Annotated in this window: 15 protein-coding genes; 7 read left to right on the top strand and 8 right to left on the bottom strand. The window is 71.1% G+C overall.

What is annotated here, in order from left to right; all coding sequences use genetic code 11:
* Positions 1 to 16 precede the first annotated feature (16 nt).
* The gene (locus tag NNW99_RS15825; RefSeq protein WP_215119798.1) at positions 17 to 658 is read right to left on the bottom strand and encodes an HAD family acid phosphatase; all 642 of its coding nucleotides are present in this window, start codon (positions 656 to 658) and stop codon (positions 17 to 19) included.
* A gap of 438 nt (positions 659 to 1,096) precedes the next feature.
* Between NNW99_RS15825 and NNW99_RS15820 the strand changes: the two genes are divergently transcribed.
* The gene (locus NNW99_RS15820; RefSeq protein ID WP_215119797.1) at positions 1,097 to 1,810 is read left to right on the top strand and encodes a M23 family metallopeptidase; all 714 of its coding nucleotides are present in this window, start codon (positions 1,097 to 1,099) and stop codon (positions 1,808 to 1,810) included.
* A gap of 26 nt (positions 1,811 to 1,836) precedes the next feature.
* Here NNW99_RS15820 and NNW99_RS15815 read toward each other — a convergent pair whose 3' ends face one another.
* A complete protein-coding gene (locus NNW99_RS15815; RefSeq protein WP_215119796.1) occupies positions 1,837 to 2,433 on the bottom strand; it encodes a TetR/AcrR family transcriptional regulator in 597 nt (198 codons plus the stop codon).
* 144 nt (positions 2,434 to 2,577) lie between these two features.
* On the opposite strand from NNW99_RS15815, the gene NNW99_RS15810 reads away from it, so the two are divergent.
* The 3 genes from NNW99_RS15810 to NNW99_RS15800 all read left to right on the top strand — a co-directional run bounded on the left by NNW99_RS15810 (position 2,578) and on the right by NNW99_RS15800 (position 5,250).
* A complete protein-coding gene (locus NNW99_RS15810; protein WP_215119795.1) occupies positions 2,578 to 4,173 on the top strand; it encodes an MDR family MFS transporter in 1,596 nt (531 codons plus the stop codon).
* Positions 4,174 to 4,305: 132 nt separating this feature from the next.
* Entirely contained in the window at positions 4,306 to 4,740 is a 435-nt protein-coding gene (locus tag NNW99_RS15805; protein ID WP_215119794.1) for a helix-turn-helix transcriptional regulator, read from the top strand.
* 63 nt (positions 4,741 to 4,803) lie between these two features.
* Complete coding sequence (locus tag NNW99_RS15800) at positions 4,804 to 5,250, top strand: VOC family protein (RefSeq protein WP_215119793.1); 447 nt, start codon at positions 4,804 to 4,806, stop codon at positions 5,248 to 5,250.
* A 30-nt stretch (positions 5,251 to 5,280) separates the two neighbouring features.
* On the opposite strand, the gene cseC is transcribed toward NNW99_RS15800, so the two are convergent.
* The 5 genes from cseC to NNW99_RS15775 form a co-directional block, all read right to left on the bottom strand.
* Positions 5,281 to 6,636 carry a two-component system sensor histidine kinase CseC gene (cseC, locus tag NNW99_RS15795; RefSeq protein WP_215119792.1) on the bottom strand — a complete coding sequence of 452 codons (1,356 nt, stop codon included), beginning with the start codon at positions 6,634 to 6,636 and terminating at the stop codon, positions 5,281 to 5,283.
* Positions 6,637 to 6,645: 9 nt separating this feature from the next.
* Positions 6,646 to 7,347, bottom strand: coding sequence for a two-component system response regulator CseB (gene cseB / locus NNW99_RS15790; protein WP_215119791.1), 702 nt, complete (start codon positions 7,345 to 7,347; stop codon positions 6,646 to 6,648).
* A gap of 149 nt (positions 7,348 to 7,496) precedes the next feature.
* Positions 7,497 to 8,153, bottom strand: a complete 657-nt coding sequence (locus NNW99_RS15785) for a hypothetical protein (protein ID WP_215119790.1) — start codon at positions 8,151 to 8,153, stop codon at positions 7,497 to 7,499.
* On the bottom strand, positions 8,141 to 8,680 hold the full coding sequence (locus NNW99_RS15780; protein WP_030251439.1) for a SigE family RNA polymerase sigma factor: 540 nt from the start codon (positions 8,678 to 8,680) through the stop codon (positions 8,141 to 8,143). The genes NNW99_RS15785 and NNW99_RS15780 overlap by 13 nt, the downstream gene beginning before the upstream one ends.
* Before the next feature lie 282 nt (positions 8,681 to 8,962).
* A complete protein-coding gene (locus tag NNW99_RS15775) occupies positions 8,963 to 9,904 on the bottom strand; it encodes an A/G-specific adenine glycosylase (protein ID WP_251057814.1) in 942 nt (313 codons plus the stop codon).
* A gap of 117 nt (positions 9,905 to 10,021) precedes the next feature.
* Here NNW99_RS15775 and NNW99_RS15770 point away from each other — a divergent pair, with 117 nt between their 5' ends.
* Complete coding sequence (locus NNW99_RS15770) at positions 10,022 to 11,602, top strand: sensor histidine kinase (protein ID WP_215119789.1); 1,581 nt, start codon at positions 10,022 to 10,024, stop codon at positions 11,600 to 11,602.
* Complete coding sequence (locus NNW99_RS15765; protein ID WP_215119788.1) at positions 11,599 to 12,255, top strand: response regulator transcription factor; 657 nt, start codon at positions 11,599 to 11,601, stop codon at positions 12,253 to 12,255. The genes NNW99_RS15770 and NNW99_RS15765 overlap by 4 nt, the downstream gene beginning before the upstream one ends.
* A 58-nt stretch (positions 12,256 to 12,313) precedes the next feature.
* Here NNW99_RS15765 and NNW99_RS15760 read toward each other — a convergent pair whose 3' ends face one another.
* A complete protein-coding gene (locus tag NNW99_RS15760; protein WP_215119787.1) occupies positions 12,314 to 12,955 on the bottom strand; it encodes a phosphatase PAP2 family protein in 642 nt (213 codons plus the stop codon).
* 175 nt (positions 12,956 to 13,130) lie between these two features.
* On the opposite strand from NNW99_RS15760, the gene NNW99_RS15755 reads away from it, so the two are divergent.
* Positions 13,131 to 14,021, top strand: coding sequence for a hypothetical protein (locus NNW99_RS15755; protein WP_215119786.1), 891 nt, complete (start codon positions 13,131 to 13,133; stop codon positions 14,019 to 14,021).
* Positions 14,022 to 14,097: the final 76 nt, after the last annotated feature.

Below are 14,097 nucleotides of genomic sequence, written 5' to 3'. Positions count from 1 at the left end.
GGGCTGCCCTGTGGCCCTACGACAGCTGCCCGTCGTAATCCGGCAGCTTGTACGTCTTCTCGGCGTGGCCGCCCGACAGATCGGTGGCGCTGTTGCCGATGTTCGCGATGATCGTGTAGCCCTTCTTCTCGATATCGACGCGCTGGGCCGTCTTGTACTCGGCGACGTTCTTGAAGAGGTCGATGAAGTTCCGGACATAGAGGCCGGAGACCCGGTAGCCGGTCTGCTTCAGGTTGTAGTCGGTGAACGAGTAGATGATGTCCGGGCGGGCGGTCACGAAGAACAGCGCGACGCCGCGGTCCTGGGCGTATCTGGCGGCCTCCAGGACCGGCTTGTTGGCCGGCTGCGGGTAGCTGAAGCCGAAATCGGTCTCCAGCGTGGTGTTGTCGATGTCGAAGACGATGGCCTGCTTCTCACCCGGCTTGGCGGCCGCGATCCGCTGCTTCAGATAGGGCAGGGCCTGGCCCATCACCGCCTGGCAGTCCTTCTGCCAGGTGGCGTAGTCGACGTCCGCCGCGGCTGCCGTGGAGGCGGCGGTGGCGGACGCGGAGGCAGGGGTGGCGGTCGTGGCATCGGCCGGCGCGGCCATCGCCACGAGGGCGGCCGCCGATACGGCGGTCACTGATGCGCGGCGCAACCAGGGGCGTCGGGTCTGCATGTCGTGGGGGTCCTCTCACGTCCGTGACGCTGCAACATGGCGTGTGCATGTTCGTGGGCGAGGGTGGCGCGAGGGGAACCGTAGGGTTACCGGACGGTAGGTGCCTAGAGGCGTGCGCCACATTTCCGGAATGGTTGAAGAGGGCCTCCGGTGACATGGCGCACAGGCGATATGTCCGTTACTAGATGGAATAGTTGCTAACGGGCCGGGAGGAAAGGGACTTTTGGCCCGCGAGGCGGGGGAAAGTGCAGTGCAGTGTGCTGATTCGTCCCCTATGGGTGCAGTGTCAAGAGACGTGGAACACTGACCTAAATTACTAACTTCAGTCGTAGATCACGCTTTTTGGGGTTTGTCGGGCTTCGGGTTACCAAGGGATGGCCATTCGGCGAGCGTCTGTGCGCCGGGTGGTTTCTCCGTCCCCTTCCACACGAGGTTTCGATGTCCAAGCGCGTCACGTCCCGTTCTTCCCGTACGTCCCAGCTCCGCACCCGTGCGACCGTGCTGGCCGCCGGCCTTGGCGTCTCGGTCGCACTGGGAGCCGGGGTCGCGTCCGCCGCCGACACCACGTCCGCGTCCGGCGCCGCCAGTGCCGTCCAGGCGCAGGCCGCCGCCCAGGCCAAGCACGCCAAGGCCGAGTCCGTGAAGGCTGAGAAGGCCGCCAAGGCCGCCGCCGCGAAGAAGGCGGCCGAGAAGAAGGCGGCTGCCAAGAAGGCCGCAGCCAAGAAGGCCAAGCCGTCCTGGGTCGACCCGGTGAAGAAGTACAAGCTCTCCGCGAGCTTCGCCCAGAACGGCGGCATGTGGCAGTCCACCCACAGCGGCCAGGACTTCGCCGTCCCGACCGGCACCCAGGTCGTCGCCGCCCACGGCGGCACCGTGGTCAAGGCCGGCGGCAACGGCGCCGGTGACGGCCCCGCCTACGGCAACGCCGTCGTGATCAAGCACGGCAACGGCACGTACTCCCAGTACGCCCACCTGTCGAAGGTCACCGTGAACGTCGGCCAGATCGTGAAGACCGGCCAGGAGATCGCCAAGTCCGGCAGCACCGGTAACTCGAGCGGTCCGCACCTGCACTTCGAGATCCGTACGACCGCCAACTACGGCTCGGCCGTCGACCCGGTGAAGTTCCTGCGCGCCAACGGCGTGAAGGTCTGACGACCACGCCCTGACCGGCGGTGCCCCTAGGAGCCCTCGGCTCCCCGGTGGGCCCGGGTCACCAGCTCGGTGGCGACCTCGAGGACGGCTTTGTCCTTCTCTTCGGGGTCGCCTTCCATTTCCTGGAGCAGGAACATCCCGGCGTGCAGCGTGAAGAGCGCGCTGGCGCAGCGGACCTGGTCGACCAGGTCCGCGTCCGGGTCGATGATGGTGTCCCGCAGGCTGCGGATGCGCTCCTTGAAGGAGTCGCCGATCTGCAGTTCCCGCACCGTCGCCTGGTTCTCGTGCATGAAGCGGAACAGCGGCGCCGCGTGGGACAGCGCCTCGGCGTAACGGCGGACGATCTCCTGCTTGGTGTCGAGGGTGTGCGGCTGGCTCCGGCCCCACTCGATCAGGTCGTCGATCGGCTGCGTGAGGTCCTCGAAGATGCTGACGAGGATCTCTTCCTTCGTCTTGAAGTGGTAGTAGAGCGCCGCCTTGGTGACGTCCAGGCGCTCGGCGATCTCGCGCAGGGACGTCTTCTCGTAGCCCTGCTCCGCGAAGAGTTCGAGGGCCACGTCCTGGATGCGCTGGCGGGTGTTCCCGCGGCGCCGCTGCCTGGTGCCGTCCATGGTGCCGCCCATCCTCCTACGCCGCCCCGCTTTCCATAAAACTTACTTGACGCCCGGCTAGTTCCGGAGCTAACTTCCGAGTGTAGTCACTAGCCGGTCGGCAAGTAAGTAGCAGTAGCTGCAGATACGTAGCGGTAGCTGGGGGAGTGGGAAGCGATGGCGGACACGACGGACACACCGGCGGTCGGCGCCGGCAGCGGGGAGAAACAGCCGAAGAGCGTACGGGTCGTGCTGCTCGCGCTGATGATCGCGATGATGCTCGCGATGCTCGACAACATGATCATCGGTACGGCGATGCCGACGATCATCGGTGAGCTGGGCGGGCTCGAACACCTCTCCTGGGTCGTCACCGCCTACACGCTCGCGACCGCGGCCTCCACCCCGCTGTGGGGCAAGCTCGGCGACATGTACGGCCGCAAGGGCACGTTCATGACGTCCATCGTCATCTTCCTGATCGGCTCGGCGCTCAGCGGCATGGCCCAGAACATGGGCGAGCTGATCGGCTTCCGTGCCGTCCAGGGCCTCGGTGCCGGCGGTCTGATGGTCGGCGTCATGGCGATCATCGGTGATCTGATCCCGCCCCGGGAGCGCGGCAAGTACCAGGGCATGATGGCCGGCGTCATGGCGCTGGCGATGATCGGCGGCCCGCTGGTCGGCGGCACCATCACCGACCACTGGGGCTGGCGCTGGGCGTTCTACATCAACCTGCCCCTCGGCGTCGTCGCGCTCGCCGCCGTCAGTGTCGTCCTGCACCTGCCGAAGAAGCGCTCCGAAGCGCGGATCGACTACCTGGGCGCGGCCCTGCTGACCATCGGCATCACCGCGATCGTGCTGGTCACCACCTGGGGCGGCACCGAGTACGCCTGGAGCTCCGCGCGGATCATGGAGCTGATCGGCATCGGGGTCGCCGCGCTCGTCGGGTTCGTGTTCTGGCAGACGAAGGCCGCCGAGCCGATCGTGCCGCTGCACATCTTCCGCAGCCGCAACTTCACGCTGATGTCGGTCATCGGCTTCATCACCGGCTTCGTGATGTTCGGGGCCACGCTCTTCCTGCCGCTGTACCAGCAGTCCGTGCAGGGCGCTTCCGCCACGAACTCCGGGCTGCTGCTCCTGCCGATGCTCGGCGCGATGCTCGTCACCTCGATGGTCGCCGGGCGGATCACCACGAACACCGGCAAGTACAAGGTCTTCCCGATCCTCGGCAGCGTCCTGATGATCGTCGGCCTCTATCTGCTCTCCACGATGGACACCGGCACCTCCCGCCTCACCTCCGGTGTCTTCATGGCCGTGGTCGGGCTCGGCATGGGCTGTCTGATGCAGATCACCATGCTGGTCGCGCAGAACAGCGTCGAGATGAAGGACATGGGCGTCGCGTCCTCGTCCACCACGCTCTTCCGCACCCTCGGCTCCTCCTTCGGCGTCGCGATCATGGGCGCGCTGTTCAACAGCCGGGTCCAGGACGTCATGGCCGAGCGGGCCGGGGCGCTGGGCTCCAAGGTCACCGAACAGTCGGCCCAGCTCGACAAGGCGAGCCTCGCCAAGCTCCCGGTGCTGGCCCGCGAGGCCTACCAGCACGCGGTCTCCGCCGGCATCCACTCGGCGTTCCTGCTCGGAGCCGTGGTGGCGGTGGTCGCACTCGCGGCGGCCGTCTTCGTCACGGAGGTACCGCTGCGGGGAGCGGGACCGAAGGCGTCGGACGACGACAAGGCGGACGGCCCGGCCGCGCAGACACCGGTCGTCGAGGCCGTCTGACCTGCCCCAGCCCCTTCCGACCCGCTCCAGCCCCTCACACAAGGCCCCGGACGGCCCACCCGCCCGGGGCCTTCGCCGTGCCCGGGCGCGAGGCCGGTGCCGCTGTCGGACCCCCGTGCCACCATCGACGTCATGGACAAGACGCGGCAGCTGCGGCTCGCCAAGGACGCCATGGACCGGGACTGGGCCGATCCCGGGCTGGACCTGGACACCGTCGCCGCGCACGCCGGGTACTCGCGGTATCACTTCATCCGCGCCTTCAAGGAGGCCTACGGCGAGACCCCCGGCCAGTACCTCACACACCGCCGCATCGAACGCGCCGAGGACCTGCTGCGCACGGCGAACCTGTCCGTCACGGAGATCTGCCACCTGGTCGGCTTCAGCAGCGTCGGCACGTTCTCGGCCCGCTTCAAGACCTGGACCGGCCTCACCCCCAGCGAGTACCGCGCCAAACACGTCGGCCGGGGAGCCGCCCTCATCCCCGGCTGCTACGCCATGCTCTGGGCCGGCGGCTTCCGCTCCGCGCCCGGCGCGGGCAAGGAGCGCAATTCCGGAGAAGCGGGCTGACACCCCCGCTGCCTACCGTGGCAGGGCACGCACGAACCGGCCGCCGAGCAGCAGGAGCACGCCATGATCAAGGGTCTCGCCATCTCGACCGTCTGGGTCCTCGACCAGGACCGGGCCAAGGAGTTCTACACGGAGAAACTGGGCCTGGAGGTCCGTACGGACATGACCATGGGCGAGGGCGGCATGCGCTGGCTCACCGTCGGCTCGCCGGACCAGCCCGACGTCGAGCTCACCCTGATGGTGCCCGGCGGCCCCGCGATGGACCCCGAGTCCGCCGAGATGGTCCGGAAACTCGTCGCGAAGGGAGCGCTCGGCGCCGGTGTGCTGACCACGGACGACATCCACGGCGACTACAAGAAGCTCAAGGACCGCGGCGTGGAGTTCCTCCAGGAGCCGCAGGAGCGCCCCTACGGCACGGAGGCACTGTTCCGCGACGACTCCGGCAACTGGTTCTCCTTCACCCAGCCCCGCGAAGGCGGACTCGACATGGACCAGGACTGGTCCTGCTGATCCGCGAGGTCCGGTCCGCGAGAACCGGCGCTACGACTGCGCCCCCGGCAGCATCGGATAACTCCCCGTGTTCGTCGGCGCGTGCTCCGGCAGCCACAGCACCGCCACCGCGCCCTCGGCCGGCACATGCTCCGGTGTCCCGGGCGGGCGGACGTTGCGGAAGGTCAGCCGGGCGCCCAGCACCCGGGCCTGTCCGGCCGCGATGGTCAGGCCCAGGCCGTGGCCGTGCCCGGCGCGGTCCGTGCTGCCGGTGCGGAAGCGGCTCGGGCCCTCGGCGAGCAGGTCCTCGGGGAAGCCGGGGCCGTGGTCGCGGACCCGGATGACCCGGCCCTCGACGGAGACCTCGATGGGCGGCTTGCCGTGCCGGGCCGCGTTGGCCAGGAGGTTGAACAGGACCCGCTCCAGGCGCCGCGGGTCGGTCGTGACCTCCGACTCGTGCACCACCCGCACCTCGATGGCCGGGTCCTTGGCCGTCACCCGCCGGGCGACGAACTCGCCCAGCATGATGTCCTGCAGCTCCGCCCGCTCCGAGGCCCCGTCCAGCCGCGCCACCTCCAGCACGTCCTCCACGAGCGTGCGCATGGCCTTCGCCCGGTCCAGCACCAGCTCGGTCGGGCGCCCCGGCGGCAGCAGCTCGGCCGCGGTCAGCAGCCCGGTCACCGGCGTGCGCAACTCGTGCGCGATGTCGGCGGTGACGCGCCGCTCCGCCTCTATGCGCTGCCGCAGGGTGTCCGCCATGGCGTCCACCGCGCTCGCCAGGTCGTCGGTCTCGTCCCGGACGACCCCGCCCATGGCGTCCCGCACCCGCACGTCCGTCTCGCCGCCCGCGAGCTGGTGGGCCGCGACGGCCGCCTTGCGCAGCCGCCGCGACAGATGCCCGCCTATGAGCACACCGAGCGCGCTGCCGCCGAGGACGACCGCGATGGACCCGATGAGCAGGGCCTGGTCGAGGTCCTGGAGAATGTCCGAGCTGCGGTCGGTGAAGCCCGAGTGCAGGGACATCACATGCCCGTTCTTCAGCGGGACGGCGGCCCATATGTCCGGCGAGCCGCCCGGCCGGTCCGCCACATAGGTCGCCCGCTGGCCCGCCTCGACCCGGTCCCGCAGGGCCTCCGGCAGATCCGGGTCGTCGATCTTGGTGTTGGGGAAGTTCATTCGCCCGGACAGCTCGAAGTTGCGCTGGGCGATCATGATGCGCTCGTCGGCGAGGTCGCGCGCGTTGTCCAGCATCGACACCCGCGCCGCGTTGTGCACGACCAGGCTCAGCGCGATCGCCACCAGCGCGCCGACCAGCGCGATGGCCGCGCTCAGCTTCCATCTCAGGCCCGTACGGATCCCCGCGCGTTCCACGCCCGTGGCGACCAGGCGCCGGAAATGCCCCCTCATAACCCCTGCTCAGGCCTTCAACTTGTAGCCGAAACCACGGACCGTCTCGATACGGTCCTGGCCGATCTTCTGCCGCAGCCGCTGCACATGCACGTCGACGACCCGGGTGTCCCCGCCCCAGCCGTAGTCCCACACCCGCTCCAGCAGCTTGTCGCGGGAGAGCACCGTGCCCGGCGCGGAGGAGAACTCCAGCAGCAGCCGCATCTCGGTCGGCGTCAGCGCCACCGGCTGCCCGGCCCGGCGGACCTCCATGCCCTCGGTGTCGACCTCCAGATCCCCGAAGGCCAGCATCCCGCCGCTCGCGAGAGAGTCCGGCTCCTGCGCCCTGCCGCCGCCCGCGTGCCCGAAGCGGCGCAGCACCGCGCGGATCCGGGCGACCAGCACGGCCCCGTCGAAGGGCTTGGTCACATAGTCGTCGGCCCCCGCCTCCAGGCCCAGCACCACGTCGATGGAGTCGGCCCGCGCCGACAGCATGATGACCGGCACGGTCGACTCGTCCCGGATGCGGCGGCACAGGCTGACCCCGTCGAGGCCGGGGACCATGACGTCCAGCAGCGCGATGTCGGGGCGGTCCGTGCGGAACGCATCCAGTCCCGACAGGCCGTCGGGCATCGCGGTGACCACGAAGCCGTCCCGTTCCAGGGCGAGCTGTGTGGCCTCGCGGATGACGTCGTCGTCCTCGACGAACAGAACGTGGGTCTGGTCTGCCATCCCGGTGCTCTCAGTCCTCGTGTGGGTCGTAGGGGTGTGCTTCTCAAGGACGCACGGTCCGTCCTCTCAGGGGACGCACGGACCGTGCATCGCGTTCACCCAGAGATCGGTCCGAGCGGCCCGATCGGTTCACACACGCCTCGCCCGCGTCAGCTCGCGGGCACCGGCGACGGGCTGTCGCCGACGACCTTGCCGTAGTCGTTGTGCGTGCGGTACTTCTCGCTGAACCGGCCGGAAGCCCATCTGTACGTGATCACGTTCTCCCCGGAGGGGCTCGACACCGGGTCGCCCTTGTCGTACACCTGCTTGGTCACCACCAGGTCGCCGCGGTCGATCTCCGCGTAGACCGGGGGTTCCTCGGCCTTGAACACATTCTCGTACGAGCCGTCCCGCTCGCGATACACATAACTGCCCACACCCACCGCGTCACCGCAGGTCAGCACATTGACGACGACATCGTCGGCCGTTCCGCCGGTCAGCTTGCCGTAGGACACGTCGACGGGATACTCGTCGGCCACGCACGGCTTCAGCTCGCGCTTCACCTCGGGGGAGACCTCGGGGTCGTCCTTGACGAGCCGGACCGCGTTCACGGTGTCGGGCGTCCTGGACGGGGAGGCCGAGGGAGTGGCCGCGGTGGCGCCCGCCACCGCGTCGGCGTGCGCCGGGCCCTCGTCACGGGCGCCGGTGCCGCCGGCACCGCACCCGGACACGAAAAGGGCGAGGGCGGTGACCACGGCCGATGCCGTGCTCACCGCCTGGATGCTGCCCCGGGTCCGTGGGGACCCCTCGCCGGTCAGGCCGCGCACCGCTCCCGCTCCTCACGCTCCAGCGCGCGTGCGTCCAGGTCGCGGGACTCCAGCTCCTCACGGAGCCGGGCGAGCGCCCTGTGCAGCGTGCTTTTGACCGTTCCGGCCGACATACCGAGGGCGGCGGCCGTCTCCTCCGTGGACATCTGCTCCCAGTGTCGCAGGACCACGACACTGCGCTGCTTCGGGGCGAGCACCTTCAGGATGTCCATCAGCAGGGCGCGGTCCGCGTGCTGCTCGGTGGCGTCGTCGACCGAGGCGTCCGGGAGCTGCTCGGTCGGGACCTCCTCCAGCTTGCGGGCCCGCCACCACTCGGTCCGCGTGTTGATCATGACCCGGCGCAGGTAGGCGTCCGCCAGCCGCTTGTCCTCGATGGTCTCCCAGCGGCCGTAGGTCCGCACCAGCGCCGTCTGCAGCAGGTCCTGTGCGTCCGTCGGGTCCGGGACCAGGCGGCGAGCACTGCGCAGCAGTGCGTCCTGCCGGGTGCGGACGTACTCCTCGAACTCGAGCACCTCGCCCTGCGCCATGGTGAACCGCCTCCCGTTTCCCCGTTCGGGCCGGCTCCCCGCCGCCCGTGCACTGCCTGTGTTCCTTGGTCGTCCCGTGTCTTCCGGGAACGCATCTGAAGGTACGGAGGCGTTGTCACGGCGCTGTCCGAAGCAGCCTTCGGCTAGCACTCGGCTGTCCGTCGGTTGTGTAACGGACGTCGTAACGGGGTGCAGCGATGGGGGTGTTGAGGCGGTTATGGGGTGATTTGTCCACCCTGTGTCGTCGTTACGGGAGACCCGAGGCTGTCATCTGCCTGTACGTCAGGTCAGCGGCAGCCGGTACATCCCGCCCGCCAGCGGCTCGACCAGGCCGTCGGCGACCAGGCCGTCCAGGGCGCGCGCCCGCTGCACCGGCTCGTGCCACACGCGGTCGAGCGCCGCCTGCGGAACCGGGGCGTGGGCGTCCCGCAGTACGGCGAGCAGCCGCCCGCGGACCTGCCGGTCGGTGCCCGCGTAGGTCTGGCCGCGGCGCGGCGGCCCGTCGTGCTCCGGCTTGCCCGCCAGCCGCCACGCGCACTGCGCGGCGATCGGGCAGCGGTGGCACGACTCGCTCTTCGCCGTGCACACGAGCGCGCCCAGCTCCATGGAGGCGGCGGCCCAGCGGGCGGCGGTCGGCTCATCCTCGGGGAGGAGCGCGCGGGCCAGTTTGCGCTCGGCGGCGGTGGTGGCGTTCGGCGGGTACTGCACGCCGGTGACCGCGCGGGCGAAGACCCGGCGCACATTCGTGTCCAGCACCGGGTGCCGCTGCCCGTAGGCGAAGGAGGCGACGGCGGCGGCCGTGTACTCGCCGATGCCGGGCAGCGCCAGCAGCTGGGCGTGGTCGGCCGGTACGTCACCGCCGTGCCGTTCCGTTATGGCGACGGCGGCGCCGTGCAGCCGCAGCGCGCGGCGCGGGTAGCCGAGTCGGCCCCAGGCCCGGACGGCCTCGCCGGGCGCCTCCTTGGCCAGGTCGGCGGGGCGCGGCCAGCGGGCCACCCACTGCTCGTAGACGGGCAGGACGCGGCTCACCGGCGTCTGCTGAAGCATGAACTCACTGACCATCACGCCCCACGCCCCGGCCTCGGGGCGCCGCCACGGCAGGTCGCGGGCGTTGTCGTCGAACCAGTCGATGACGGGGGAGTGCAGGTCCCCGCCCGGCGGCGGGCCGGACGCGGTGTCGGTGGGGCCGGAGCTGGTGCGCGGGGTGTTCGTGGGAGCAGTCATGGCCATTCGATCCTGCCACGCGGGAGCCGCGAATCGGGCACACCGCGACCCGAGAGGGCGAGGTACCTGACGATCGGCAGCAGTGCCGCCCCGCCGCCCGCCGATAGCGTCGGCCGAATGGAACGTCCTCGTTCGGCCCGGCTCGCCCGGGGCGCCCTCCTCTGGGCCGCCCTGGTCCTCCCCGCGCTCACGGCGGACCGGATCGGCCTGAACGAGCCGCGCACGCTCTGGCAGCAGGCCGCCGGCGCGGCGGTGCTGGCCGCTGCCGCCGCCCTGTCCCGCCGGCTGCCCCTCGCCGCCTTCGGCCTGACAGCCACCCTGAGCCTGACCGCAGCCCCATCCCTGTTCACCGCCTCCTACGGCCCGGCCCTCGGCACGTCCGCCCTGCTCCTCGGGCTGCGCGCGGGCCGGGCCCGCCCCGCGGCGCTGTGCTTCGCCGCCGTCGGCTGCGCGGGCACCGCGCGGATCGTGCTCGTCGGACTCGACCCGGTCCCCGAGTGGCTGGTCATGACGGGCACGCTGCTCTTCGGCTGCGTCTTCCCCTGGCTCGGCGGACGCTACTGGCGCCAGAGCCGCGAGCTGGCCGCGGAGGGCTGGCTGCGGGCGGCCCGGCTGGAGGACGAGCAACGCCTCACCGAGGAGCGCGCCCGGCTGCGCGAACGCTCCCGGATCGCCCAGGACATGCACGACTCCCTCGGTCACGAGCTCAGCCTCATCGCCCTGCGCGCGGCCGCCCTCCAGCTCGCCCCCGGCCTCGCCGACGAACACCGGACGGCGGCGGCCGAACTGCGCGGCGCGGCCGCCGACGCCACGGACCGGCTGCACCGCATCATCGGCGTCCTGCGCGAGGACGACGACGAGCCCCCACCGCTGACCCCCGCGGGCGAGACCCTGGAACAACTCGTCGCCCGCGCCGCGGAGTCCGGACTCCCGGTGCGCTGGGCACAACCCGCAACGCGGGACCCGCACACGGCCCCCGGCGACCTCGCCGAACGGCTGCTGTACCGAGTGGCCCGGGAGGCCCTGACCAACGCGGCACGACACGCACCGGGTGCCCCCGTGATCGTGGCGGTGACCGGGCGGGACGAGGGGACGTCCGTCACGCTCACCAACGGCTCGCCCACCGAGCCGAGTTCCCGGCCCTCCGAAGGCGGCACCGGCCTGCTCGGGCTGCGCGCCGCGGTGACCTCGGCCGGCGGCACCTTCGAAGCGGGCCCGCAGGGGGAGGGGTTCCGCGTCAGCGCGTACGTCCCCGCACACCGGACCGCGACCGGACCGCCACGCCCCGCCCTCGCCCCGATCACCCACGCCCGCCGCCGCGTGGCCCTCTGCCTCGGCCTCGCGGCCGGCGTGGGCGTCGTCCTCGTCGGCACCGCCTTCGGCTGGTACGCGTACGTGGAGAAGCACTCGGTGCTCGCACCCGCCGCGTACGCGACCCTCCGCCCGGGCGCCCCGGCCGCCGACGTCGAGCGCGTGCTGCCCGACCGGGATGTGAACGACCCGCCCGTCGAGCGGGCGGCGACACCGGCACCGGAGGGTGCCGACTGCCGTTACTACCGGGCGAGCGGTGAGCTGTTCGTCTCCGTCGACCACTTCAGACTGTGCTTCGACGCCGGGCGGCTCGTCACCAAGGACGTGGTCCCGCGCGCCGGCCGGTCCGGCGAAGGCCGGGAAGAATACGAGGAGTTCTCACAGTGATCCGCGTGCTGCTGGCCGACGACGAGACGATGGTGCGGGCCGGGGTGCGCGCCATCCTGGGCAGTGACGACGAGACGGAGGTCGTCGCCGAGGCGGGCGACGGCCGCGAGGCGGTCGAGCTGGCCCGCGCCCACCGCCCGGACGTGGCCCTGCTCGACATCCGCATGCCGCGCCTGGACGGCCTCACGGCGGCGGAGGAGATCGTACGGACCGCGCCCGGCACGGCCGTCGCGATGCTCACCACCTTCTCCGAGGGCGCCTATGTCACCCGCGCCCTCGGCGGCGGCGCCACCGGCTTCCTGCTGAAGTCCGGGGACCCGTACGAACTGATCGCCGGTGTACGGGCGGTGGCCGCGGGCGCCGCGTTCCTGTCGCCGAAGGTGGCCCGGTACGTCATCGACGAGGGCCTCGGCGGCGGCCGGCTCACCCGCGAGGCACAGTCACGGGCCCGCGTGTCCGCCCTGAGCCCCCGCGAACGCGAGGTGCTCGGCCTGGTCGGCGCGGGCCTGTCCAACCCGGAGATCGCCGCCCGGCTGCACCTCGTCGAGGGCACGGTGAAGGCGTATGTGAGCGCGGTCCTGGAGCGGCTGGGCGTGCGCAACCGTGTGCAGGCGGCGATCGTGGCGTACGAGGCGGGACTGGTGGAATCGTGACACCCCATCGGCTCAGGGCCGCGTGTGCGTCCGGCTAGGGCCGCGCGTGCCTACCGGCTCAGTGCCGTGCGTGCGCCCCGTACGACGGCACGGGTGCCGGGCCCGGCCCGCTGACCCACCGCGCGGCCGTTGTCGGCGAGCCGCGCATCGCCCCGGCCAGCCGCGTCATCGGCCCCGTGCCCAGCCGTACGGCGACGAGGGCGACGAGCGTGCCGAGGGCGAGCCCCGCGACCACGTCGTGCGGATAGTGCACGCCGACGTAGACCCGGGAGAAGGCCATCAGCAGGGCGAGCGGGGCCGTCAGCCACAGCAGGGCGCGCCGGACCAGGGCCAGGGCGACGGCCGCGGCGCCCGCGATCGTGGCGTGGTTGGAGGGGAAGGACCAGTCGCCGTGCGGCGGACACTCGGCCAGGGACACCGCCGCACCGGCGACCGCCCGGCACGGACGCTCCTGTGTGACAGCGGACTTGAGCACCTCACTGCACACGTACGCCACAGCCGTGGCCAGAGGTGCAAGGGCCGCGATCGCGAACGCGCGGGGGGTGTCGCGGCGGGCACGCCACCAGGCGGATGCGAACAGCAGGGCGAAGACCAGCAGTCCGGCCTCCGTCCATAACTCGGCCCCGTGCCGTATCCACAGCGGGGAGCCGTCGGCGAAGTCGGTGATGTCGCGGTAGAGCGCGGTGTCCTCGAAGTCCATGGTCACGGACGGTAGGTGACGAGCCGATCCCGTCACACCCAGCGATCGTCGGGTGCCGTATCTGACGAAAGACAGGGGTGGGACAGCTGCTTCCGGCATGATGATCCGGAAAAGTTGTGAGCCTGAGCGGCGGGTGGGACCGGCTAACGCGCTGATCTCTCGTAAGGTTTGCGCCGTGGGATCTCTGCGCAATCCGGTCGGGCCGCTTCCCTCCTCCATCTACTGGCGACGGAGGGTCGTACTGGTGTCCGTGGCTGCCCTGTTGGCGCTGCTGACCACCTGGCTCGTGACCATGGGCGGCGATGGCGGCAAGGACCGCGACAACGGCGCCAACGGCAAGAATCCCGCGCCCTCCATCACACCTGGCCCGTCGAACTCCGGCCCGGCGATCAGCCAAGCGCCGGGCGGGCGCGACGAGTCGGGCGACGAGGGCTCGGGCGGCTCCTCGTCCGGGTCCGGGGCAGGGTCCGGCGGCGGTTCCGGTGACGGCTCGGGCAGCGGAGCCGGGGGCGGTACCGGCACGGGCTCCGGCGGCGGTTCCGGCACCGGCGGGTCCGAGGGAGCGGGCGCTTCGGGCGGCTCCGGCGGTGCCGGTGGCTACGACGGCGGTACCACCGTGGGCGGCGTCGGCGCGGGCGACACACTGCCGGCCGGCTCCATGCTGCCCAACTGCACCGCGAGCATGGTCAAGTTCAGCCTGCGCAGCCAGCACAACAGCTACGACCCCGAGCAGACGCCCACCTTCCTGCTCACCGCGCGGAACGTCTCCGGCCACGACTGCAAGATCGATCTCGGGCCGAAGAACGCGGTGTTCACCATCGCCGAGGCGAGCGCCGACGACGACTACTGGTCCTCCAAGGACTGCCCCAGGACCACCGGCAGCCGGCTCTACCGCGTCCCCGCGGGCAGCGGCATCACCTACGCCCTGAAGTGGGACCGGGGGCCCAGCGCCCCCGAGTGCGCCACGCCTCCCTCGGGCTCGGCCGGAGCGGGCACGTACCTGGTGGAGGCCAAGGCTCCGGGCTACGCCAAGGTGCAGACCTCGTTCGTCCTGAAGAACGATTAGCCGCTTGTCGTTCAGGAGGCCGCCTGGCCTTCATGCGTGAGGGGGGTGTTCCCGACCGGGAACACCCCCCTCACGC

Source organism: Streptomyces sp. CRCS-T-1 (genome assembly GCF_024442335.1).
In the GTDB taxonomy this organism is placed as follows: domain Bacteria; phylum Actinomycetota; class Actinomycetes; order Streptomycetales; family Streptomycetaceae; genus Streptomyces; species Streptomyces koelreuteriae.
This window is presented reverse-complemented; position numbering and strand designations above follow the sequence as displayed.